21 protein-coding genes, 1 tRNA gene and 2 pseudogenes are annotated in these 22,384 nt (G+C 46.5%); 8 read left to right on the top strand and 16 right to left on the bottom strand.

Annotation, left to right across the window (positions count from 1 at the left end; translation table 11 throughout):
• The first annotated feature begins 32 nt into the window (after positions 1-32).
• From BQ1619_RS07630 to BQ1619_RS07610, 5 genes are all read left to right on the top strand, one after another.
• Positions 33-1,400 (top strand): M16 family metallopeptidase, encoded by a 1,368-nt coding sequence (locus BQ1619_RS07630; protein WP_114663236.1) that lies wholly within the window; start codon positions 33-35, stop codon positions 1,398-1,400.
• Between the two features lie 17 nt (positions 1,401-1,417).
• Positions 1,418-2,734 carry a M16 family metallopeptidase gene (locus tag BQ1619_RS07625; protein WP_231968593.1) on the top strand — a complete coding sequence of 439 codons (1,317 nt, stop codon included), beginning with the start codon at positions 1,418-1,420 and terminating at the stop codon, positions 2,732-2,734.
• Positions 2,735-2,810: 76 nt separating this feature from the next.
• Positions 2,811-3,341, top strand: a complete 531-nt coding sequence (locus BQ1619_RS07620) for an RsmD family RNA methyltransferase (protein ID WP_231968592.1) — start codon at positions 2,811-2,813, stop codon at positions 3,339-3,341.
• 36 nt (positions 3,342-3,377) lie between these two features.
• Positions 3,378-3,872 carry a pantetheine-phosphate adenylyltransferase gene (gene coaD / locus BQ1619_RS07615; RefSeq protein ID WP_114663230.1) on the top strand — a complete coding sequence of 165 codons (495 nt, stop codon included), beginning with the start codon at positions 3,378-3,380 and terminating at the stop codon, positions 3,870-3,872.
• A gap of 35 nt (positions 3,873-3,907) precedes the next feature.
• Positions 3,908-4,171: a YfhL family 4Fe-4S dicluster ferredoxin gene (locus tag BQ1619_RS07610; protein WP_114663228.1), complete on the top strand. Its 264-nt coding sequence runs from the start codon at positions 3,908-3,910 to the stop codon at positions 4,169-4,171.
• On the opposite strand, the gene pth is transcribed toward BQ1619_RS07610, so the two are convergent.
• The 6 genes from pth to BQ1619_RS07580 all read right to left on the bottom strand — a co-directional run bounded on the left by pth (position 4,168) and on the right by BQ1619_RS07580 (position 9,100).
• Entirely contained in the window at positions 4,168-4,758 is a 591-nt protein-coding gene (gene pth / locus BQ1619_RS07605) for an aminoacyl-tRNA hydrolase (RefSeq protein WP_114663226.1), read from the bottom strand. The genes BQ1619_RS07610 and pth overlap by 4 nt on opposite strands.
• An 88-nt stretch (positions 4,759-4,846) precedes the next feature.
• On the bottom strand, positions 4,847-5,479 hold the full coding sequence (locus tag BQ1619_RS07600) for a 50S ribosomal protein L25/general stress protein Ctc (protein WP_114663225.1): 633 nt from the start codon (positions 5,477-5,479) through the stop codon (positions 4,847-4,849).
• A gap of 145 nt (positions 5,480-5,624) precedes the next feature.
• Positions 5,625-6,590 (bottom strand): ribose-phosphate pyrophosphokinase, encoded by a 966-nt coding sequence (locus BQ1619_RS07595; RefSeq protein WP_114663224.1) that lies wholly within the window; start codon positions 6,588-6,590, stop codon positions 5,625-5,627.
• Positions 6,591-6,644: 54 nt separating this feature from the next.
• Positions 6,645-6,721 (bottom strand) — tRNA-Gln (locus BQ1619_RS07590).
• 5 nt (positions 6,722-6,726) lie between these two features.
• Positions 6,727-7,620, bottom strand: a complete 894-nt coding sequence (gene ispE, locus BQ1619_RS07585; RefSeq protein WP_114663223.1) for a 4-(cytidine 5'-diphospho)-2-C-methyl-D-erythritol kinase — start codon at positions 7,618-7,620, stop codon at positions 6,727-6,729.
• A complete protein-coding gene (locus BQ1619_RS07580; protein WP_114663222.1) occupies positions 7,613-9,100 on the bottom strand; it encodes an outer membrane lipoprotein LolB in 1,488 nt (495 codons plus the stop codon). The genes ispE and BQ1619_RS07580 overlap by 8 nt, the downstream gene beginning before the upstream one ends.
• Positions 9,101-9,135: 35 nt before the next feature.
• Between BQ1619_RS07580 and mutM the strand changes: the two are divergent.
• A pseudogene (gene mutM / locus BQ1619_RS07575) lies at positions 9,136-9,972 on the top strand (bifunctional DNA-formamidopyrimidine glycosylase/DNA-(apurinic or apyrimidinic site) lyase).
• Positions 9,957-11,099, top strand: a complete 1,143-nt coding sequence (mutY, locus tag BQ1619_RS07570) for an A/G-specific adenine glycosylase (protein WP_114663221.1) — start codon at positions 9,957-9,959, stop codon at positions 11,097-11,099. Before mutM ends, mutY begins: the two are co-directional and overlap by 16 nt.
• On the opposite strand, the gene rapZ is transcribed toward mutY, so the two are convergent.
• From rapZ to BQ1619_RS07525, 9 genes and pseudogenes are all read right to left on the bottom strand, one after another.
• Positions 11,044-11,934, bottom strand: coding sequence for an RNase adapter RapZ (rapZ, locus tag BQ1619_RS07565; RefSeq protein ID WP_114663220.1), 891 nt, complete (start codon positions 11,932-11,934; stop codon positions 11,044-11,046). The genes mutY and rapZ overlap by 56 nt on opposite strands.
• A 3-nt stretch (positions 11,935-11,937) precedes the next feature.
• Entirely contained in the window at positions 11,938-12,924 is a 987-nt protein-coding gene (hprK, locus tag BQ1619_RS07560; protein ID WP_114663219.1) for an HPr(Ser) kinase/phosphatase, read from the bottom strand.
• Positions 12,921-13,382 carry a PTS sugar transporter subunit IIA gene (locus BQ1619_RS07555; protein ID WP_114663217.1) on the bottom strand — a complete coding sequence of 154 codons (462 nt, stop codon included), beginning with the start codon at positions 13,380-13,382 and terminating at the stop codon, positions 12,921-12,923. Before BQ1619_RS07555 ends, hprK begins: the two co-directional genes overlap by 4 nt.
• Before the next feature lie 33 nt (positions 13,383-13,415).
• Positions 13,416-13,738, bottom strand: a pseudogene (hpf, locus tag BQ1619_RS07550) (ribosome hibernation-promoting factor, HPF/YfiA family).
• Between the two features lie 182 nt (positions 13,739-13,920).
• Positions 13,921-14,688 carry an LPS export ABC transporter ATP-binding protein gene (gene lptB, locus BQ1619_RS07545; RefSeq protein WP_114663215.1) on the bottom strand — a complete coding sequence of 256 codons (768 nt, stop codon included), beginning with the start codon at positions 14,686-14,688 and terminating at the stop codon, positions 13,921-13,923.
• Positions 14,685-15,242, bottom strand: a complete 558-nt coding sequence (locus BQ1619_RS07540; protein WP_114663213.1) for an LptA/OstA family protein — start codon at positions 15,240-15,242, stop codon at positions 14,685-14,687. The genes lptB and BQ1619_RS07540 overlap by 4 nt, the downstream gene beginning before the upstream one ends.
• Positions 15,243-15,827, bottom strand: coding sequence for an LPS export ABC transporter periplasmic protein LptC (gene lptC / locus BQ1619_RS07535; RefSeq protein ID WP_231968591.1), 585 nt, complete (start codon positions 15,825-15,827; stop codon positions 15,243-15,245).
• Positions 15,828-15,887: 60 nt separating this feature from the next.
• Positions 15,888-16,460 (bottom strand): KdsC family phosphatase, encoded by a 573-nt coding sequence (locus tag BQ1619_RS07530; RefSeq protein ID WP_114663208.1) that lies wholly within the window; start codon positions 16,458-16,460, stop codon positions 15,888-15,890.
• A 20-nt stretch (positions 16,461-16,480) separates the two neighbouring features.
• The gene (locus BQ1619_RS07525) at positions 16,481-17,473 is read right to left on the bottom strand and encodes a KpsF/GutQ family sugar-phosphate isomerase (RefSeq protein WP_114663207.1); all 993 of its coding nucleotides are present in this window, start codon (positions 17,471-17,473) and stop codon (positions 16,481-16,483) included.
• Between the two features lie 11 nt (positions 17,474-17,484).
• Here BQ1619_RS07525 and BQ1619_RS07520 point away from each other — a divergent pair, with 11 nt between their 5' ends.
• Complete coding sequence (locus tag BQ1619_RS07520; RefSeq protein ID WP_114663205.1) at positions 17,485-19,467, top strand: monovalent cation:proton antiporter family protein; 1,983 nt, start codon at positions 17,485-17,487, stop codon at positions 19,465-19,467.
• A gap of 21 nt (positions 19,468-19,488) precedes the next feature.
• On the opposite strand, the gene uvrA is transcribed toward BQ1619_RS07520, so the two are convergent.
• Positions 19,489-22,374: an excinuclease ABC subunit UvrA gene (gene uvrA, locus BQ1619_RS07515; RefSeq protein ID WP_114663204.1), complete on the bottom strand. Its 2,886-nt coding sequence runs from the start codon at positions 22,372-22,374 to the stop codon at positions 19,489-19,491.
• Positions 22,375-22,384 lie beyond the last annotated feature (10 nt).

Raw genomic sequence — 22,384 nt, 5'->3', positions numbered from 1 at the left:
AATTTAATTCTTGGAATACGGTGATTTAGCAGATGCGCATCCATTTATTTTTAATTTCATCCCTTTTTCTGCTATCAACCCCGCCATCATGGGCGGTGGGTAAGGACCAATCCAATACTCATGAGTTTCAATTAAGCAATGGACTCAAGCTGATCGTGAGGGAGGATCATCGTGCTCCAACCGTTGCTCATATGGTTTGGTATCGCGCCGGCTCGATGAATGAGGTAAACGGTAAAACTGGTGTTGCACATGTTCTCGAACACATGATGTTTAAAGGAACTCATAAAGTGAAAGCGGGAGAATTTTCGCGCTTAGTCGCTGCGGTTGGGGGTCGAGAAAATGCATTTACCTCCCGCGATTACACCGCGTATTTTCAGCAGGTAGAGAAATCAAAATTAGAGGATGTCATCAAGCTAGAAGCCGACCGTATGGCAAATTTGAATTTTGATGATGCAGAATTTCTCAAAGAGATTCAGGTGGTGATGGAAGAGCGCCGTTTGCGAACTGAAGACAACCCAAACAGTCTTTTGAATGAATCGCTGATGGCAACGGCTTACATGAGTTCGCCATATCGCCACCCTGTTGTGGGGTGGATGAATGATTTACAAAACATGACTGCCGAGGATGCTAGAGATTGGTACCGTAGTTGGTATAAACCTAATAATGCTACTGTCGTTATTGCTGGGGATGTCGAAGTAAAACAGGTGTTGGCAATTGTAGAAAAATATTATGGGGCGCATGTCGCTCAGGCCATGCCAGTTTGTAAACCACAAGTTGAGGCGCCACAAAAGGGTATTAAGCAGGTGCAAGTAAGGGCGTCCGCTGATAGTGCTCAATTGACTATGGCGTGGAAGGTGCCACGCCTCATGCCAGGCGAGCTGGATAACCCCGAACCTTATGCCCTCGAACTTCTGACGGCAGTGCTGGATGGTTATGACAATGCACGTTTAAATCGTGCATTAGTAAAGCAAGAAAAAGTCGTGAACGATGTCGGCGTCGGTTACGACATGGTATCTCGAGGGCCTGAGTTATTTTTAATTAGCACAACATTAGCAAAAGGAAAAACGGTTGCGCAGGCGCAAGCGAGTATTCGTAAAGCATTAGAAGAAATTAAGCAACAGGGAGTGCTTGATTCAGAATTGAAACGAATTAAAGTACGCATTCTTTCGGAGCAAATTTATAAGCGCGACTCCATTTTTGGTCAGGCAATGGAAATTGGTAGTACAGAGATGGCGGGATTCTCCTGGAAAGATATTGACTATATGTTGGAGAAAATGCAGACCATTACTCCAGAGCAAGTTCAGGCAGTAGCAAAAAAATATTTAGTGGATGAGGGTTTAACGATTGCATTTTTGGATCCTCAACCCCGTAAGGCCATTCAGAGTGAGGCGAAACCATGAGAGCCCTAAAGCAATGGGTGGCGACCACACTCTTTACGATCGGTTTTGTGGGTACTGTAAATGCCGTCTTGCCAATCGAAAGGCTTGATGGATATAAGGGCGCCAAAGTATATTTGATTCAAACTCAGGCTCTGCCTATGGTGGATATTGAGGTCAGTATTGACGCCGGCGACCGCTACGACCCCGTGGGCAAGGGTGGCTTGGCCGATTTGACCGCGGGTCTTATGAAATATGGGGCTCGCACCCATCAGGGCCTGCTAACGGAGGCGCAAATTGCGGATGAGGTAGCCGATTTAGGCGCAAATATTAGTTTTGCGGTCAGCGGCGAGCGTGCAATTTTGCGTATCCGGACTCTTGCCAGAAAAGATTTGCGTGACCGTGTTGTTCAGTTGGCTTCTGGAATGTTGAGTTCCCCGACATATGACGTTAATGTTCTTGCGCGCGAGAAACAGCGAACGATTACCTCCCTGCTAGAGGCAGAGACAAAACCCGAATATGTTTTAGAGCGACGCTTTAAAAAGATGGTTTATGGAAGATACCCCTTGGTTGATAGCCCATCGGTCAAATCAATCGGCGCTATTACTGCAGAAGATTTAAAGCAATTCCATAAGCGGTTTTATCGAGGCGATCGTATGATCATCAGTATTGTGGGGGATGCAAATCCAACGCAAGCCAATGAAATAGTTAAAACCTTGTTGAACCGGCTTCCTGAAACAGGCCCTACTATTGCGGCCCTTCCCGAATTGCAGAAATCGCCCGCTGCGCCTCTGACCCAGCGTGAGGTGCAAATCCCATTTGATTCTCAGCAGGCTCATATAGCAATGGGGATGACAGCAGTAGCCCGTAACAACCCTGATTACTTTCCTCTATTGGTTGGCAACTACATTCTTGGTGGCGGAGGATTTGTATCCCGTCTAATGTCTGAAGTGCGGGAGAAGCGTGGACTTGCTTACAGTGTATTTAGTTATTTTGTACCCGGTAAAGACAATGGAATTTTCCAAGCCGGCTTGCAAACCAAAAGTGATCAGGGTTCTGTGGCGCTTGACGTGATGAGTGCGACGCTTCAAAACTTTATTACGCAAGGGCCTACAGCAGCCGAGCTCACTGCAGCTAAATCTAATCTGATAAATGGCTACCCCTTAAGAATTGATAACAATCGAAAATTACTGGATAACATTTCTTCGATTGGGTGGAATGACTTACCGCTCAATACAATGGAAGTCTGGACTCAACAGGTTGAAGCTGTCACTTTAGATCAAGTAACCGCCGCCTTTCAAAAACATCTTGCAATGGATCGAATGAAGATTATTGTTCTAGGGGCTCAAAATAAATAAATCAAAATCATTGAAGTCTGAGCCACCTAAGAAAGTGCGCATTATTGGTGGTACCTGGCGCAGTCGACAATTATCTGTGCTTGACCTGCCCGGTTTGCGTCCAACCACTGATCGCATTCGCGAGACACTATTTAATTGGTTGGGACAAGATTTAACGGGATTGCGCTGTTTGGATTTATTTGCGGGAACGGGAGCTTTGGGTTTTGAGGCGGCATCGCGTGGTGCTGATTATGTCGTATTACTTGAGAGGAATAAAAAAGCCTATACAAATTCAGTGAGCAATTTTGCGTCTTTGCAATCTTCGCCCGTTCATGGCGTAGTTGAAATTTTGCATAGAGATAGCTTGGAGTTCTTAAAGCAACAAGCGGATCGTTCAAGCAATCTCATTTTTATAGACCCCCCTTTTCTGGATGCGGATTTACTGAATCGCGCTGTGGTTCAGGCAAGTAGGGTGTGTGAGGACTCAACTGGTGGTGGAATTTATGTGGAATTTGCCTCTAGTCGGCCGCGAGAAGAGATCGAATCGTTGCTACCAAACTGGTATTGTGGAAAATACTTAGAGGCGGGGCAGGTAAAAGCGTGCCTTTTCCGGAGTGGAAGAGGCTAAACTCTTGCCTGTAGCTGATAAAGCCTTAGGAGAGTTATGACTGTCGCTGTATATCCAGGAACATTTGATCCGTTTACTCGTGGTCACGAAGATTTGGTTCGTCGTGCATCCAGTATTTTCGATGAGTTAATCGTGGGTGTGGCTTCCAGTTGTAGCAAACATCCATTTTTTACATTGGATGAGCGGATTGCCATTGCCAAAGAAGTGCTAGGCCATTACTCCAACGTTAAAGTGGTTGGCTTTGATGGCCTATTAAAAGATTTCGCGCGAGAACATAATGCTCGCGTTATCGTACGTGGCTTACGCGCTGTATCTGACTTTGAATACGAGTTTCAGATGGCTGGCATGAATCGCTATCTCCTACCAGATGTGGAGACCTTGTTCTTAACCCCTTCCGATCAGTATCAATTTATCTCTGGAACTTTTGTGCGCGAGATTGCGACTATGGGTGGCGACGTTAGTAAGTTTGTTTTCCCATCTGTAGAAAAATGGCTTGCCAATAAAACAGCAGTAATAAAGCAAGCCAAATAAGCAACCCATTTAGAACATAATTCGGCTGAGTAAACATGGCATTAATGATTACCGATGAATGCATCAACTGTGATGTATGCGAGCCAGAATGCCCTAATGACGCAATCTATATGGGACTAGAGATTTATGAAATTGATCCCAATAAATGTACCGAGTGCGTCGGGCACTATGATGCTCTACAGTGCCGTCAGGTCTGCCCGGTAGATTGCATTCCGTTTAATCCAGAATACACCGAAAGCCAAGACCAGCTAATGGCTAAATTTAAGCTGTTATCGGCAGCTAAAAAGGCAAGCGTTTAGCCTTTTGAGTGCAGTTCCAGCATAGCGGCTTGAGTATCGCCCTTGAGAAATAACGGTAGTATTTTTAATCCGTTTTCAACGCTGGTTTCAATTAACTTTTGCTCGGCGAGTTGTGGTCGGCGTAACACGTAATCAGCCACATCCATGGGTCGTCCATCGCCCGCTAAATCTCGAGGGTGTCCAATGCCTAAACGGAAGCGCCAGTAATTTGGAGTGCTTAGGTGTGCTTGAATATCTTTTAAACCGTTGTGTCCACCAGTGCCGCCACCGAGTTTGATGCGCGCTGTCCCAGGCTTGAGGTCTAGTTCATCTTGAACGACCAGGATATTCGCTGGTAGTATTTTGTGAAAGCGACAAAGAGCTCCAACAGCTTGTCCGCTGAGGTTCATGTAAGTGACGGGCTTCAGCAAAAAAAGATCCTCACCATTCCATTTTGCTTTTGCTACTTTTCCATGAAAGCGTTTTTCAGATTCAAAACGCGTGTTAAGTTGCTTGGCGAGGGCGTCAACAAACCAGAAACCAGCATTGTGCCGATCTTCTTCGTGTTTGTCGCCAGGATTGCCTAAGCCAACAATTAATTTTGTCATGGTGAGAGTGTATCGATATCAGCCAGTTTCCACAAAAAAATAAAGCCCGCGCAAGCGGGCTTTATACGCAAACAAATGGCGTAAGGTATTAAGCCTTATCCTTTGCATCAGCAGCAGGAGCGGCTGCTGGAGCAGCTTCTTCAGTCTCAGCGGCTTTAACAGCTGGAATACGTGCGTTTGCAATAACAGGGTTTTCTTGTTCAACGTGCAATACCAAGCTAACACCTTTTGGCAATGTAACGTCTTTTGCATGAATAGAGTGACCAACTTCAATGTTGCTTAAGTCTATTTCAATAAACTCTGGCAAGTCTGCTGGTAAGCAAGAAACTTCAAGTTCATTGAGGATATGACTCACAACAGCGCCTTGCAATTTTACGGCTGCCGAAGTGTCGGCATTGGTGAAGTGCAATGGAACGCGCATATGCACTTTCTCAGTTGCGGAAACGCGCTGGAAGTCAATGTGCAAAACCAATGGCTTGAATGGATGCATCTGGTAGTCACGTAACAACACTTTTTGTGTTTTTCCGCTAACTTCCAAATCCAAGATAGATGAGTGAAATGCTTCTTTACGGAGAGCATGGAATAACGCGTTATGGTCTAACTCGATTACCATGGCTGGATCTTTACTATCGTAAACGATTCCCGGAGTTTTTCCGGAATTGCGCAGACGGCGGCTCGCACCCGTTCCCTGTACGCTTCTTTCAAAGGCTACAACTTTCATGATTAATTCCCTTTAAGGTTAATTTCCGTTCGCGACCAAACAGAAAATCCTCAGATTATATCGCGGGAGGAGGGGGTTTTCCTATAAAACAACAAAAAACGCTTCAGAACCCCATAAAAACTGGGTTAAACCAGGCTTTAAGGCTTTATTCGGCAAACATTGACATGACAGAGTCGCCCCTGCTGATACGCGATAGGGTCTCTGCCAGCAATGGCGCTACTGATAATTGGCGGATTTTGGCTACTTTTGCAGCTTCTGCTGTTAATGGAATAGTGTCAGTAACAACGAGTTCGTCTAATTCAGAGGCGGCAATACGAGCAACAGCGCCGCCTGAAAGTACGGCGTGGGTACAGTAAGCGGTAACCCCTTTTGCACCGCGCTCTTTGAGTGCTTCAGCAGCTTTACAGAGGGTTCCACCAGTATCGATGATGTCATCCATGATGACGCAGTGGCGACCTTCTACCTCTCCGATAAGGTGCATTACTTCGGAAACATTTGCCTTAGGGCGACGTTTATCAATAATCGCTAAATCAGTGCGCAATTGTTTTGCCATCGCGCGGGCGCGAACAACGCCCCCAATGTCAGGCGAAACCACAATTAAGTCTTTTTGGGTTTTCTGAACTTGAAGGTCAGCTAGGAGAACTGGTGAAGCATAAATATTGTCAACTGGGATGTCGAAGAAGCCCTGAATTTGGTCGGCATGCAAGTCCATTGTGAGGACGCGCTCAATACCAGCAACGGATTGAAGCATGTTTGCTACGATGCGTGCCGAGATGGCAACTCGAGCAGAGCGTGGTCGACGATCCTGACGTGCATAGCCGAAGTAAGGTATTACTGCGGTAATGCGACTCGCTGATGCGCGTTTTAACGCATCAATCATGATCATCAGTTCCATCAAGCTGTCATTTGTCGGCGCACAGGTTGACTGAATAACAACGACATTTTTGCCGCGCACGTTTTCTTGAATTTCTACTTGAATCTCTCCGTCGGAGAAGCGCCCTACAAATGCTTTGCCCAAAGGCAAATTCAGCTCTTTGGCGACAGCCTCTGCCAAAACCGGATTTGCGTTGCCTGTAAATAAAGTCGATAAATCGGAGTTTGTTGCGGACATAGTCTTAAGGATCTTGTAGGATCAAAAGGTTCTCTTTGTCATTTCTACAGTATTTGGCAGGGGAAGAAGGATTCGAACCTTCGCATGCTGGAATCAAAATCCAGTGCCTTAACCAGCTTGGCGATTCCCCTGCAGCTTAATCTGGAGAAATCAAATTGTAAGCAGGATTTTTATTTAACCCCTGAACAACCCGACCTTTCCACCCTCCGGGAAGAGTTTGAAGAAGATTTTCCAGTTTTGCGAGATCTGTCTTAGGGTTTAAGACGGCAAAAACGCTACTTCCGGAGCCTGACATCCGAGGCTCAGAGCCTGGAACCGCCTGACTAATCCAATCCAAAGCTTGCTTCACTTCAGGACAAATCCGCATCGCACCCGCCTGGCAGTCGTTCGAAAGCGTTGACCAGGGCGATGGAAGATAGCCTTCCATTGTAATCTGAGCGTGATCTCGGGTCAATTCGGGGTCTAGGAAAATGCGCTGGGTGGCGATGCCTTGATTGGGGAAGAGAACCAAAAATTGACGGCTTTCTAGGGAAATTTCTTGGAGTTTTTCGCCAATTCCCTCGACGAAGGCATTTTTGCCAAAAATGAAGAATGGCACATCGGCGCCGAGTTTGAGTCCGATTTCGTAAAGAGATTTTTGGTCAAGCTGAAGATTCCAAAGGGCATTTAAACCAATTAAGGTTGTAGCGGCGTCGGATGACCCCCCGCCCAATCCGGCACCCATCGGGATTTCTTTTTGAAGATCAATCTCGACACCAGTGTTTACTTGATAAGCTTCCTGTAAAAGCTTGGCGGCCCTCACAACCAAATCTTCTTCTGGCTTTACTCCAGGTAAGGGGTTGATACGGCGAATTTCTTTTTCAGCAATACATTTGAGATGAATGGTGTCGCACCAGTCGATTAACTGAAATACCGACTGTAGGAGATGGTATCCATCAGCGCGTCTTCCAACAATATGGAGGAATAAATTCAGTTTTGCTGGTGAGAGCAGTGTTAAAGAGTTTAATGAGGAGGAATTGCTTTCACTCATTTGGATTATCAAATACTAAGCGAATATCAATCGAGCCAATATTCGATCTGCGAGTCATGGTTAATTTTTCAAGGCGATTTTTATCGCCCCAGGTATAAATTAGACCCCAGCCATCTTGATTAATTTTGCTCACTTGGCCTTTGGCATTACGTTCAACGCTCGCTTCTCCCCCCGGCCTAATTTCACCCCTTAACCAGTTTGACAGTCCTCGAGCTGGCAATGGAAGCCCTAGAGTGTTTTGTACAAGTGTATCGGCATCAATTGCCGTTACCACTTGGCCGTCACGCTCAAGCGTAGCTTCACCTGGCGTAATCGTAATTTTTGCGATTACGCCACCAACAGGATTGCGAATTTCCAGAACATCTTTTAGTTGTTCTTGGGTTAAAGTGAATCCGCCTGACCCGCCTTGATTTTGGGCTTCTGTCAGCCCTGTGATTTTGACTGCAAAACGACCGTCCCACGTGCCAGAGGCAATTAGATCGTCATTTGACTGGTCCGGCTTTAGACGTTTTAACGTTTCTTTCAAGGTTGCGTTATTGGCATCAATCTTTTGGCCTTGTTGCCACATTGCTTCTGCTTCTGATCGGCGCCTCATAACCCATAAAACCTCACCAGTGTGTGCGGCAATATCAGCCTCTGGTTTTATTTTGAATGCTTGCCGAAGTTGCTCTAATGCGAGTGCATTTTTGCCGAGTCGAAAATTCACCCAACCCAAGCTGTCCAAAATAAAACTGTCTTCAGGGGATAGTTGATGCGCTTTGCTGATGAGTGCGAAAGCTTCTTGTAGTTTGATGTTTCGATCTGCGAGTGAGTAGCCTAAAGCATTCAAAGAGTTTGCATCATTGGGATTTTTTCGCAAAATTCCTCGCAAAGATTTTTCCACCACATCCAAATGCCCTGCTTTTTCAGCAGACATCGCATAGATGTATAGCAATGCGGGGTTTTTGGGCAATGGTTTTGCCTTAGAGGCAATTTCATAAAAAGCACGTAAAGCATTAGATTCGTCTTTTGCCTTACTGAGGCAAGCTTGTAATTGCAGTAAGGTGTTCTCTTGTTGGGCGGGGCTTTGTTGTTGGAGTAGTGCAATGGCAGGTTTCACAGCATCTGACCAGCGATTGCTCAGAACCAGCAAAGTAATCAAGACTTCCTTGGGTTTGGTTTGGGAAGTTGGTGCAAGGCTATCCCAAGTTTTCGCGGCATTGAAGGCTAGCTCTGGAGAGCCCCCTGCAATTCCAATTTCCATGGCTCTTTGGGCTAAGCGAGGGTCCTTATATTGCCGAGCCATTTCCATGTAAATGTTGTAGGCCAGTCCAGCTTCACCTCGTTGCAGGGCAATTTCAGAGGCGAGAACTTCAAAAACAGCCTGGCCTGTTTGCGCGTCATCCGCTTGTGCAAATACAGCCCCAGGGAAAAGGGTTGCAAAGCCAATTGATAGGATGAATAAACCCTGAATTGAGGATTTAAGTAAAAAATTGCTCATGAGCACATTCTAATGCTCGAATCTACAATTGATTTATGCCAGAACTTCCAGAAGTTGAAGTAACCCGATTGGGCGTTGCCCCACATATTCAGGGGCGCACCATAAGCGCTATTCACGTCATTGATGAGTGCTTGCGTTGGCCTGTCCCTAAAACCCTCATAAAAGCCTTACCTGGATAACGGGTGCAAGCGATTGCAAGACGGGGCAAATATCTTTTGTTGGAGCTTCAAACAGGTCACATTTTGATTCATTTTGGAATGACTGGAACGCTACGTATCTTGCCGAGCTCTGAGCCGTTAAAGTTGCACGATCGGGTAACTTTGGAATTTGGAAAACTCAGCTTACGTTTACATGACCCAAGAAAATTTGGTGCGGTTTTGTGGCACCCTAAATCAAAAGAACCGATTGAGAAAAATTCTTTATTGCTAAAGCTCGGAGTTGAACCATTTTCTCCAGAATTTGCTGGGGAGTATGGCGCTGAATTGCTGTATCAAAAATCGCGCAAGCGTAGCGTTGCTGTTAAGCAATTCCTGTTAGCAGGTCAGGCGGTAGTCGTGGTTGGCAATATATATTGTTCTGAGAGCTTGTTCGAGGCAGGCATTCATCCTGCCAAATCAGCTGGAAAACTGACGCGACAGCAATGCTCTCGACTCGCTGAAGCCGTGAGACTCATCTTAAAAAAGGCAATTGCTGCAGGCGGCAGTAGCCTGAAAGATTTCGTCAATACCGATGGTGATCCAGGTCACTTTATGGTGCAAACTAAAGTTTATGATCGCAAGGATCAGCCCTGTAAAGTTTGTAAGACTCCCATTAAACAAATTGTGCAAGGCCAGCGTTCCACATACTTTTGCCCAGTATGTCAAAAACGTTAATAACAAATTTTTCTCAAAAGCTTATTACGTGGCATGTTCGTAATGGGCGATCAGGATTGCCCTGGCAGGGAAATCGAGACCCTTATGCGGTCTGGATTTCAGAGATTATGTTGCAGCAAACCCAAGTGGCTATGGTTTTGGAGCGCTACACCCGTTTTATGAAGCGGTTTCCAACCATTCAAAAACTTGCTGCAGCCCATATTGATGATGTGTTGGCCGAATGGGCGGGCTTGGGCTATTACTCACGCGCTAGAAATCTACATGTTTGTGCACAGCAAGTGATTACAGAGTATGGAGGAGTATTTCCTGGCGATCCAGCATTGCTGGAACAATTAAAAGGTATCGGACGATCGACTGCAGGGGCAATCGCCGCCTTTGCTTTTCACAAAAGAGCACCTATTTTGGATGCAAACGTGAAACGTATTTTGGCGCGTTTATTTGCTGTTGACGGCGCATTGCAAGACAAGCGGGTAAATGATGATCTTTGGGAATTGTCGAGCGCACTATTACCAATTAAGCCTAACGATATGCCTGTCTATACCCAGGCATTAATGGATTTCGGCGCCACTTGGTGCACCGCTCGAAAACCCGTTTGTTTGAGTGGCGAGAAAAAATGCCCATTTGAAAAAGAATGTCAGGCAAATTTAAGTGATCAAGTATTGGAGTTTCCAAAAAAGACAGCAAGGACTAAATCCCCCGAGTTTGATTGCGATATGCTTTTAATTCGATCTGGCAATACTGTTCTTTTGCAAATACGTCCTAGTAAAGCGATTTGGGGTGGTTTATGGTGTTTGCCAGAATCCAGTTGGAGCGCTAAATCTACTGCAGGCAAAAAGTCTTCGACGCTTAGTAGTCTTTTCCGAACTATCTTGCCGGATGAAAAGCTGGCTGCTTGGCAAAAGCATTGCCAACCTGTAAAAGAGGGGCCTCAAATCAAGCATGTATTCAGTCACCGGCGCTTATGGATGCAAGTTTGGGATATCAATGCTTATCAATGTGTGGAGCCGACGGGCGCGAATTTGAGATGGGTGCCCCTCAATCAATTGGGGCGCTATGGATTGCCGCAACCTATTAAAGTGTTGTTGCAGGGGTTGAGTCTAGCTCACGATGGCGGTCTAAAAAATTAAGCTGCAGGGCGATTAAATCTTTTTGAGCGCGGAAGTGTTCACTAATACGGTTGACAAGATAGACTGACCGATGTTGTCCGCCGGTGCAGCCAATAGCGACGGTTAAATAGCTGCGGCCATCAGCAATGTAATGCGGAAGCCATTTTTCAATAAATTGAACAATATCATTTTCCATGCTGACCACTTCCGGAAGTTTTTCCAGAAATTCTTTTACAGACTTATCGCTACCAGTGAGCGGTCTTAAGGCTTTGTCATAGTGTGGATTTGGCAGACACCGTACATCAAACACGAGATCGACCTCACTGGGAACCCCTTTTTTGAATCCAAACGATTCAAAAACGACCGTAAGACCTAGCGGCTTATCTTTCAGGAGGTCCTGAATCCGGGAGCGCAATGCATGTGCTGGCAAATTGCTAGTGTCGATGCTGTGAGCTTGGTTGCGTAAGGGCTCAAGCAGGCTACGTTCTTTATCAATGGCTTCGATGAGGGTGGCGGATTGACTTTGTTGATCAGCGCTTGAAAGAGGATGTCTGCGGCGTGTTTCAGAGAAGCGCTGTACTAATGTATTGGTGTCTGCGTTTAAGAAAACAATTCGGACTTGATGCTCGCGTTTGAGATTTTCCAAAATTGATGGAAGTTGGGCAATCGATTGACCGCGACGCGCATCGATTGCAACGGCAACGCGCTCACTATTCTCATTTGCAAGGGTGGCAACGAGATTTTCCAGTAGCGAGACAGGTAGATTGTCTACGCAGTCATACCCAGCATCTTCAAATGCCCTGAGGGCAACTGATTTACCCGAGCCTGAGATTCCGGTAATCAGGTTGATTTGCATAAATTAAAGCAAGCGCCCCTGAGATTTAATGGAGTCTGCTTCCGCGTTCATTTGCACACGTTGGCGCTCAATGAATTCTTTGAGAGTGTCAATACCGCGTAATTGCAGGATAGTATTGCGAACTGCAGCCTCTACTAGTACCGCCAAGTTACGCCCTGCAGCTACCTGGATTTTTACTGTGCGAATAGGAATGCCTAAAACATCAATATGTTGAGCTTCGAGGGGTAGGCGTTCAAATTCGCCATCGGTACGGCGAACGAGTTGAACAATCAAGCGGAGTTTTAATTTGCGACGTACAGCGGTTTCGCCAAAGATTGTACGAATATCCAATAGACCTAATCCACGAACCTCGAGAAGATTTCGAAGAATCACTGGGCAACGGCCTTCAATGTAATCTGGGCCAAGCCGTGAAAAATCAACGGCATCATCTGCAACTAAGCCATGGCCGCGTGAAATTAGCTCCAGCCCTAATTCGCTTTTTCCTAAGCCAGATTCACCGGTTAGCAATACCCCTAGACCTAAGATATCCATAAACACACCATGCATGGTGATTTGAGGAGCACCGATCTTGGTTAAGTAAGTACGTAGATGATCAATTACCTCTGCAGCAGAGATTTGAGTGGTGAATAGCGGGGTTGATGAACGCTGGCAAAAGAGTTGTAAGTCTGGATCCGCAGATTTACCATCGGCAACGATAACGCAAGGTGGCGTCTTCGAAATCAGACTGGCAATTTGTTCTTGTTTTTGCTTTGGCTCAAGCGCTGCGTGATAGTCAACCTCTTGTTCGCCAAAGATCTGAATACGACTTGGGTGAATGAGATTTAAGTGGCCCACTAGATCAGAGCTTGCGGCTGCAGCTTTGACTGCTTCAGGTGGGAATGTGCGGTCAGCGCCTTCTAGTCCACCGATCCAGGAAAGTTTCAGATCAGATACGTTGTCATCAAAAATTTGCTGAGCAGTTACTCCATCTAAGAGTAAGGGCTGAGTCATTTTGAGGTGCCCCACTGTTGAAGCAGTGCACAGACTTTTGCGGGATCAGCAATCGAACTCAATTGCTGGCGTGCGTCAGAGTCTGATAAGAGTTGCGCGATTGAAGAAAGAATTTCCAAATGTTGTTGAGTGGCTTTTTCAGGAACCAATAAAAAGATGAGAATAGAAACAGGATCATTGTCCGGTGCAGCAAATTCAATGGGTTCGCGGAGCCGCATGAAAGCAGCAGCCGGTTGTTTTAGTCTCTTGACACGACCATGTGGAATAGCGACACCAGCGCCAAGAGCGGTAGAACCCAGTTCCTCGCGCGCATTGAGGAATTCAACAACGGAGGCCGCCTCAATGCCAATTTGCTTAGAGAACAACTCACCGGCGGCTGCAAATGCATCAGGCCTACTTTTGGCAGGGTTATCTAATGCAATGCAGTCAGGGGTAAAAAGATGAGTCAGGGCATTCATTACAGTTGATTATAGGTGTCCTGACAAACAAGATTAGTCAAAACGCTTTTCGTGATGATGATCTTGGATCTTTTCCTTGTGTTTCACGACTTGATGCCCAAGCTTCTCGACTACGGCATCCATGGCATGGTATAGGTCAGCATTGTGAGCCTCTGCAAACAGCTCCTTACCTTTTAGGTGGATGGTAATCTCGGCGCTTTGACGACGGTCTTTTTCTTTGGCGTTATCAACCACTAAAAAGTCGATGTATCAATGACATGCGCGAAGCGCTTACGAATTTTGGCCAACCCAGCCTCAAGGTGAGAGCGCATAGCGGGGGTAACTTCTAAATGACGGCTAATAATCTTCAAATTCATGAGCAACTCCTTATATCAAGGCGTGCGCAAAGCTATACCTAGGGTGCGCAGCAAGCCCCTGTAATTTTTGAGCTGTTTTTTTGGAAAATAAACCATGAGCCTCCAGCGTATCAGCGATTTTGCTGAAAACCAAGAGGAAAAAGCACTTTTTTTGAGGGATTCTGAGCAAGGCCTCGGCGGCCTTACATTCGGAAGTTTTCCCCTAGATAGGCTCTGCGAACAGCATCGTTTTGAATAATTTGGTCTGGCTGGCCTTGAGCCAGAACGCCGCCCTCGCTGATGATGTATGCGTGATCGCAGATCCCCAGGGTTTCGCGGACATTATGGTCCGTAATCAGTACCCCGATCTGACGGTCACGAAGGAATCGAACAATTCGCTGAATTTCCCCAACAGCAATAGGGTCAACGCCAGCAAAAGGTTCGTCGAGCAATATGAACTTTGGTTGTGATGCTAATGCCCTAGCAATTTCTACACGTCGTCTCTCGCCGCCCGAGAGGGATAGGGCGGGATTGTTGCGAAGATGACTAATTTGGAGTTCGCCCAACAACTCATCCAAACGGTCAGCAATTTTTGCTTTGCTCAATGGCTTACCACTCTGAACCTGCAACTCCAAGACCGCCTGAATATTTTCCGCAACATTCAGTTTCCTAAAAACCGACGCTTCCTGGGAAAGGTAGGAGAGTCCCATACGGGCACGTTTATGAATAGGCAAGTGGGCAATGTCTGCTCCATCTAAAATGATTCGACCTGCATCGAGCGGAACCAAACCAACGATCATGTAGAAAGATGTCGTTTTTCCTGCACCATTAGGTCCAAGTAGGCCAACAACTTCCCCGCATTTCACTTCAACGGAAACATCTTGTACAACCGTTCTGGAGCCATAGCGCTTCTGAAGGTTGTGGGCGCTTAGTGTTGGTTTGGAATTATTTTTGGCTAAATCCATTGTCATTTCTCTAGGGTGGCTTTTCGTCTAGGTGAAAGAATAGCTCTTGCTAATGGTAGATCGCTGGGTTTAGTGCCAGCGGGTGGAGTAACGCGATAGCGTTCTGTAATGTCATCGTACTCAATTTTCCAGCCCTGAAGTTGATCGAGCATCTGCATATTCAGTAATCGTCTTAGGCTGGCATCCCCTGTAATTGTGAGGACCTCAGTTTTGGCGTTATAGCTTATTTGAGTGCCGCGACCTTGTATGTACTCATCCGCAGCGCCTTCTCTGCGCTGACGAAAGCTGGCTGTTGTGTCAGATGAACCTTTGACATCAACAAACTCATACCCTTCGGGGTCAACTTGTATATGCCCATCCTCACCAGTAACAACCATACTGCCCTTAATTAACAGAATTTGACCTTTCAGGTCATAGATTTGTTGCACGTCATTTACGGAAACTTTTTCTGCTTCAAGAATGATGGGCTTATCTTGATCAGCTTTTTCAGCAAAAGCAAGATTGCTCAATACTAGTGAGCTAAAAGCCAAACAAGCAAATAGACGATTTGCAGCAAGCATTTATTGAGTACTCCGCGGAGCACGTTCAATGCGGCCTCGAACCTGACCAGAAAGCGTCATGCTTTGTTGAATGTTGTCAAAGGTTCCGCCATCAGTAGAGTGCATGGTTGACATGCCTTGCTCGAGTGTAATGGGGCGATTTGTTTCGATGATGTCGTCATTAATAAGGACTTTGAAATAACTGGATGAGGCAAGCATTCTCAATGAGGCTGGCTCGGTGGGCATTGCCGCTTGGGCAGGACGAAAAATCGAGGCGTTATCAAAGAGTTCGAGAATAGTCAAATCGCCATCGAGATGACCAGTATTAGATTTGACGGTCACCGGAACTTTGTTCTCTTGGAATAATCGCAAGTGGGGTAAATCAATATCAATTGAGGCATCGTCATCGTAGTGTGTAACTTTATTTCCCAAGATTCTGTATTTGGTGTTGCCTTGTGCATTCAAAGCCGTGAGTGCCCCATCTCTAACAATGTAATCGGGTTCATGAAGGCGAACACGCTCAAGCATCGAGCTTTCGGGCGGAGTATTTTTTCGAACGAGCCAAAAGGTGACCAAAGTTAACGCGCCCATCAATATCAGTGGCATCAGACGTAATATGGCTCGTCCGATGCTGAGTTTGATTCTTTGGGAATGGAATTGCATTGCTTATTGGCTAGCCTGGATCAACAATTCGGCATAACGATTTTGGGCTTTAAGTATTAAATCGCATACTTCACGCACGGCACTATTACCACCTTCGCGTTTTGTGACAAGGTGGACAAATTCTTTAACGGCTTCATGGGCTTGCGCAGGCGCGATACGCAAGCCCGCATTTTTCATCATTGCTAGATCGGGCCAATCATCGCCCATCACCGCGCAATCGCTCGCCTGAATCCCAAGAGACTTGAGAACCCCTTCAAGAGCGAGTGCTTTGTTCTCGACACCCATATGAACATGTTTAATGCCAAGCTCATCGCAACGCGCTAAGACCATCTTTGAATTACGACCTGTAATAACGGCGGTAGGTATATTGCACTTTTCAAGTAGCTTAATGCCTAAGCCATCTTGAATATCAAAGACTTTAAGGGACTCCTTCCCATCGGCGCCGATCCTCACTTGCCCATTAGTGAGAACGCCATCAACATCCAGAACTAATAATTTGACATTGCTTGCCCGTTCCCAAGCTTGTGGGTGATCGGAGAGCGGGTTGGTATTGTGAGTATTAAAAGCGCTTGGCATGAATTTAGTTCGTAACGCGATTAAATGACTTTTGCTGCAAAGAGGTCGTGGAGATTGAGTGCTCCGAGCAGAGAACCATTTTTATCTGTCACAACTAAATGATTAATGCGGTGTTTCTCCATCATTTCAATTGCTTCTTCTGCCAATAGCTCTGCAGGAATGGTTCGAGGGCTTGCGGTGGTCGCATTTTTGAGTGTGATACTGCTCAGATCGGTATTTTTTTCCAAAAGACGTCGTAGGTCACCATCGGTCAGAATCCCAACTACTTTTTGGTTTTCATCCAAGATAACCACCATGCCCATGCGCTTAGTGGTCATTTCTAGCAAAGCGTCTTTCAGCGACGATTGAATGGAAATTTTGGGTGTGTCAGCAAAGCTGCGCATCACTTCGCTTACGTGCATTAATTGTTTGCGACCTAATCTACCACCAGGATGTGAACGTTGAAAATCTTCCGCTTGAAAGCCGCGAGCATCCAGTAAGGCAACCGCTAAGGCATCGCCCATTGCTAATGCAGCTGTAGTGCTGGTTGTGGGCGCAAGATTGAGTGGACAAGCTTCCTTTTCCACGCTAGTGTCCAAATGAGCATCCGCCAATTTTGCGAGCGAGGAAGTTGGTGCGCCAGTTAAGGCAATCAATTTTGCGCCAGTGCGTTTTACAATAGGGACGATGGTCAGCAGCTCATCCGTTTCACCAGAGTTTGACAGTGCTACAAAGACATCATCTCTTGTCACCATGCCCAAATCACCATGACTTGCTTCAGCGGGATGTACAAAAAAGGCGGGGGAACCTGTGGAGGCAAAGGTGGCGGCAATTTTTCGGGCAATGTGCCCTGATTTGCCAATCCCGGAAACCACAATTCTGCCTTTGCACTCGTGCAGCATCTGTACGGCATGCACGAGTGCATCCGCGTGAATGCCCTCAAGGCGATCACGCATTGTTTGCAGTGCAGCAGCCTCAATCGTGAGGGTGTCGCGAGCAAGCTTTAGGGTACGTTCACGAGTCTCAGCTATCATCAGGTAAGTATATGCCGTCAGTCCTTCAATTAACTCTGATTCTCCTAGCCTCAGGAGTGGCTGGAGTCGTTATTTTCCGCTATTTTGGCTTACCCCCGATTTTGGGCTATTTGGCCATTGGGGTATTGATTGGACCAAACGCCCTGGCGTTGGCTAACGACTCTGCCGCCGTCAAGTATTTAGCTGAATTTGGGGTGGTTTTCTTAATGTTCTCCATTGGCCTCGAGTTCAATCTCCATAAATTGCGGTCAATGCGCAATATCGTATTTGGTCTTGGCGGTAGTCAAGTTGTCTTGACCATGCTTTTAGCAGTTCCAGCAAGCCTCTTGATGAATTGGGTTTATCCGATTTCTTGGCAGGCGGCGATTGCGTTGGGTGGCGCTCTGGCAATGTCATCCACAGCGATTGTTACCAAACTGATTTCTGATCGATCGGAGTTGGAAACGGAGCATGGTCGCAATGTTGTGGGAATTTTATTGTTTCAAGATTTAGCGGTGGTCTTCTTGTTAATCTTGTTGCCATCTCTAGGAAAAAATCCAAAAGATCTTTTTGTTGCGCTAACTGCTGCCTCAGTCAAGATTACCGTTGCTTTAAGCCTCATTTTCTTTATTGGCCAATCATTAATGAGTCGTTGGTTTAGATTGGTTGCAAAGCTGCGCTCTCAAGAGTTGTTCATGCTAAATCTATTATTCATTGTTTTGGGTATGGCCGCATTGACTGAGCATTTTGGGTTGTCTTTGGCTCTCGGAGCATTTTTGGCGGGCATGTTGATTTCGGAAACACCTTATCGCCATCAGGTGGAGGAGGATGTAAAGCCATTTCGCGACGTGTTGTTGGGACTCTTCTTTGTTACGATTGGCATGCTGCTTGATTTCAATGTCATTCGTGAGCAGTGGATACTGGTTGTGGTCTTATTAATTGGCCCATTGGTGTTTAAGTTCGGGCTTATTGCCATCCTCTCAAAGGCTTTTGGCTCGAGCACCGGCATTTCAATACGAACGGGACTGTGCCTTGCTCAGGCAGGTGAATTCGGATTTGTTCTGTTGACACAGATCGATGGACTCGATTTGATTGACCCGACCTTAAGCCAAGCAGTTCTTGCCGCAATGCTGCTTTCAATGTTTTGTGCCCCATTCTTGGTTGAATACAGTGATCGTATTGCGATGCGCTTTTCAAGTAATGAATGGCTTTTGCAATCATTGGCATTGACACGTGTAGCCGCTAAGAGTGTGCGTAATGAACACCATGTGATTATTTGTGGCTTTGGTCGATCTGGGCAAAGCTTAGCGCGCATGTTAGATCAAGAAAAAATTCCTTACATTGCATTGGATTTAGATCCTGATCGCGTGAAGGAAGCAGCGGCAGCAGGCGATAACGTTGTGTACGGCGATGCTAGCCGTGAAAACTATTTAGTTGCCGCTGGTTTATCCAGAGCAAAGACGGTGGTGATTACCTATGCTGATACTGCTGCTAGCCTCAGAGTGCTGAGACAAATCGAGCATCTGCGTCCGGGAATGACGGTATTGGTTCGTACCCGCGACGATGCGGATATTGCGAAATTACAAGCAGCAGGCGCTACCGAAGTAGTCCCTGAATTAATTGAGGGCAGCCTTATGATTGCGTCCCATGTATTGCTCATTATGGGTGTGCCAATGCGCAAAGTGGTTCGACGTATTACAACTGCGCGTGAAGAGCGTTATAGCTTGTTACGCGGTTATTTCCGTGGTTCAGGCGATGATGATTTTGGCTCAAACGAGTCTTGGCGATTGCATTCGATTACGTTATTGCCCAATTCTCAAGCGGTTGGCAAAACTCTAGAGGAGTTAGATTTAGGCAGTGACGGCGTGAGCGTTCAGGCGGTTCGTCGTAAAGGGCGTAATGCGGATTACGCAAAACTGACCTTGACCCCAGACTTGCAATTGCAAGCAAATGATATTTTGGTGATCTCAGGTAACTCGGCGGCAACGGATTTAGCCGAAGCAAAATTGCTCTGAGATCATGAGCGCAAATGTGCGCTATTTCTTTTTCTTGGCTGCTGGTTTGCGATTCAATAGCGGAGCCAAATAGTATCCAGTAAAACTCGCGGCATTTTTAGCGACCTCCCCCGGAGTGCCGGTAGCAATGATTTGGCCACCTCCTGCGCCACCTTTTGGACCTAAGTCAATAATCCAATCTGCCGTTTTAATGACATCTAAATTGTGTTCAATGATCACAATCGTATTGCCTTGTTTTTTGAGTGTTTGGATCACCGTTAAGAGAAGTTGAATATCGTGGAAATGTAGGCCCGTAGTCGGTTCATCCAAGATGTAGAGAGTTCTGCCAGTATCACGTTTAGAAAGCTCGAGTGATAACTTGACGCGTTGCGCCTCGCCACCAGAGAGTGTAGTGGCGCTTTGCCCAAGTTGTACATAGCCTAAACCAACATCCAATAATGTTTTGAGCTTACGTTTCACCACCGGTACTGCTTCAAAAAATTCATGTGCTTGTTCGATGGTCATCGTCAACACTTCATGAATGTTTTTGCCTTTGTATCGAATGTCTAATGTTTCTCGGTTATAGCGTTTGCCGTGACAAACATCACACGGTACATAGACATCCGGTAAGAAATGCATTTCGACTTTGAGTACACCATCACCTTCGCAAGCGTTGCAGCGACCACCTTTTACGTTAAAGGAGAAGCGCCCAGCCTCATAGCCACGTTCACGTGCCGCTGGAACGCCGGCAAATAATTCGCGGATGGGTGTAAAGAGGCCAGTGTAGGTAGCTGGGTTAGAGCGCGGGGTTCGACCGATTGGCGATTGATCTACGCTGATAACTTTATCGAAATGCTCCAACCCTTTCATGGAGTCATGAGGCGCAGGCTCTGCGTTTGATCCATACAGGTGTTGAGCAACGGCATGGTGCAGGGTGTCATTAATGAGGGTTGATTTACCAGAACCTGAAACACCCGTAACGCACGTCAATAGCCCTACAGGAATCTTTGCATGGACAGATTGCAAATTGTTGCCGCGTGCCCCAATAATTTCCAAAAAGCGATCATTAACTGGAATGCGGTTTTGTGGAACTTCAATCACTTCACGGCCAGCAAGATATGCGCCAGTAAGCGATTTTGGATTGGCTTCCACTTCTGCTGGAGTGCCTTGAGCAACAATTGCTCCGCCATGAACGCCTGCCCCAGAGCCGATATCAATGACCCAATCCGAGGCGCGAATCATGTCTTCGTCATGCTCAACGACCAGAACGCTGTTGCCCAAATCACGCAAATGCTTGAGGGTGCCAATCAAGCGATCGTTATCACGCTGATGTAAGCCAATGGAGGGCTCATCAAGGACATACATCACACCAGTTAGGCCCGAGCCAATCTGGCTTGCTAAACGAATGCGCTGAGCTTCTCCGCCCGAAAGGGTATCCGCGCTGCGCTCGAGAGAAAGATAGTTCAATCCCACATCATTTAAGAAGCGTAAGCGCGCACTAATTTCCTTAACGATCTTGTCGGCAATCTCCTTTTTGGCGCCCTTTAGTTCGAGCGTCTCGAAATATTCTTTTGCCTCTTTGAGGGGTAATTCACTAATTTCATAGATCGCACGAGACTGGTTTTTTTCACCTACTTTGACAAAACGAGCCTCTTTGCGTAAACGACTGCCATTGCACTCAGGACAAGTTTGGATATTCTGATAGCGTGCGAGTTCTTCGCGCACCGCAACAGAGTTGGTTTCTCGATAGCGTCGTTCAAAATTTGCAACAATTCCTTCGAATGCATGCTCGCGAATTGTGTTCTTGCCGCGCTCATTGATGTACTCAAAAGGAATGGTCACATCTCCGGAGCCCAGCATGATCAAATCTTGCTGTTTCTTGGTGAGCGACTCAAATGGTTTTTTCACATCAAAGCCGCCGTGCTTAGCGAGAGCCTGCAAAAGCTTGAAATAGAACTGATTGCGGTGATCCCAGCCTTTAATTGCTCCAGAGGCAAGCGATAACTCGGGATGCGCCACGATGCGTTTTGGATCAAAAAACGATTGATGCCCAAGACCCTCACAAGAGGGGCACGCCCCCATGGGATTATTAAATGAGAAGAGACGTGGCTCGAGCTCTTGTAATGAGTAGGAGCAAACTGGACAAGCAAATTTGCTCGAGAAAATCATCTCTTTGCCGGTATCCATGTCAACCACCATGGCTTTGCCCTCTGCAAGCCGGAGCGCCGTTTCAAATGACTCGGCCAGTCGCTGTTGAATATCTGACCGAACTTTGATGCGATCAACAACGACTTCAATAGAGTGCTTGTCGTTTTTTTTCAGCGCAGGGATTTGATCCGCTTCAAAAATTTCTGCTTTGGCAGCATTTGCAGTGCCACCGCCAGAGCGGACTCGAAAGCGTACAAATCCTTGTGCTTGAAGGTCTTGAAAGAGATCAACGAATTCACCCTTACGCTCGCTTACTACGGGAGCAAGGATCATGAGTTTGGTATCTTCCGGTAACGACAGCACCGTGTCGACCATTTGAGAGACGCTTTGAGCCTCTAATGGAAGGTTATGTTCCGGGCAATGTGGTGTACCAGCGCGCGCAAATAGAAGGCGTAAATAATCATGAATTTCGGTTACGGTTCCCACGGTGGATCTAGGATTGTGGCTAGTAGCTTTCTGTTCAATCGAGATTGCTGGGGAGAGGCCCTCGATGGTGTCGACATCCGGCTCTTCCATCAACTGTAAAAACTGGCGGGCATAGGCAGAGAGGGATTCAACATAACGTCGTTGCCCTTCCGCGTAGAGCGTGTCAAAAGCCAGGGAGCTTTTTCCGGAGCCTGAGAGACCTGTTAAAACGACTAATTTCTCTCTGGGAATGTCGAGATTGATATTTTTGAGGTTGTGGGTGCGGGCACCGCGGATCTTGATTTCGTTATTCATGATTTTTTAG

Origin of the sequence: Polynucleobacter necessarius, assembly GCF_900095195.1 — a bacterium.
In the GTDB taxonomy this organism is placed as follows: Bacteria; Pseudomonadota; Gammaproteobacteria; order Burkholderiales; family Burkholderiaceae; genus Polynucleobacter; species Polynucleobacter necessarius_G.
The sequence above is the reverse complement of the archived record's forward strand: the minus strand, read 5'-3'. Positions and strand labels throughout refer to the sequence as shown.